Here is a 1,010-nt window from a genome sequence, read left to right on the forward strand (position 1 = left end):
TGATTTAATTGTCCGGGGAAGCAATCAACTGGTGGCAGGTTCCCGTACTCTTTGACTATTTCAATAGCGGGACGCTGTTCGTTCGCTTTCAATCTGTGTTTGAGAATCAAAAGTGTACTGTCAATTCCCTCATGAATATTAAAAGGAACTTTGTAATCTTTGTCGGCTCGGGAGAAGGTACGAAGACTGGTGCTGATACCTTGGATGCGATCGCACCCGACTTGCATCGAATTCAACATTTTGGGTAAATCTTCTAAGAGATATTCGATATCGATATCTTCAGCTTTTTCTTCAATCTCCTCGCCCGGACTGGGAAATTTTTCTTGATAGAGCTGCAAGTATTCTGTAAGATCTTTGACGGCAGCGATCGCTTCATGGATATTCCCAGAAATAAAACCGACTGGATTATTAATTTCATGGGCTACCCCGGCTACTAAATTGCCCAAAGCCGACATTTTTTCGCTCTGTACTAATTGCAGTTGAGATTGTTCAACCTGGTAGGCATAATCCTGCGCTTGCTGATACAGTCGCGCATTTTCTAGGGAAATGGCAGCCTGGGTGCAGAGGAAGTTGAGGACGAGGAGCCTATCGCGAGTAAACACTCCTTTGGTCGAGCGATGTTCCAGATAAAGTATCGCAACTAAGTTCCCCCGATCGAGAATCGGAGTACACAGCATACTCTGAGACTGATACTGGAGCGTACAGTCATTCATTAAACCGGGAATATCGGTTTTACCGCCTTCAATAACGACAGTTTGCAGGGTATTTTTGACATAATAAATCAGCTTCAGCGGCATCCCCACAGAGTTGTCCAGAGGTTGGGTTTGGAGTAGGGTTGTGGGTAACTCGTTATCTGGATTGATGTGAGTTATTGCCCGGATTTGCCATTCATCCCGATCGGGGAGTAGCAAAGCACAAGTTTCTGCCCCTGAAGTTTTTAAAATAATTTGGTTGAGGCTACCGAACAATTCATCAAGCTGAATTTTACTGGATAAAGCTTGAGCAGCTTG

The 1,010-nt window shown here is 44.5% G+C and carries 1 protein-coding gene; it reads right to left on the bottom strand.

All coding sequences use genetic code 11. The features are described from left to right. On the bottom strand, positions 1-1,010 hold a 1,010-nt coding region (locus E5S67_RS32110; RefSeq protein WP_172193532.1), incomplete at both ends, for a GAF domain-containing sensor histidine kinase.

The sequence above is a fragment of the Microcoleus asticus IPMA8 genome, from assembly GCF_013179805.1.
In the GTDB taxonomy this organism is placed as follows: Bacteria; Cyanobacteriota; Cyanobacteriia; order Cyanobacteriales; family Microcoleaceae; genus Microcoleus; species Microcoleus asticus.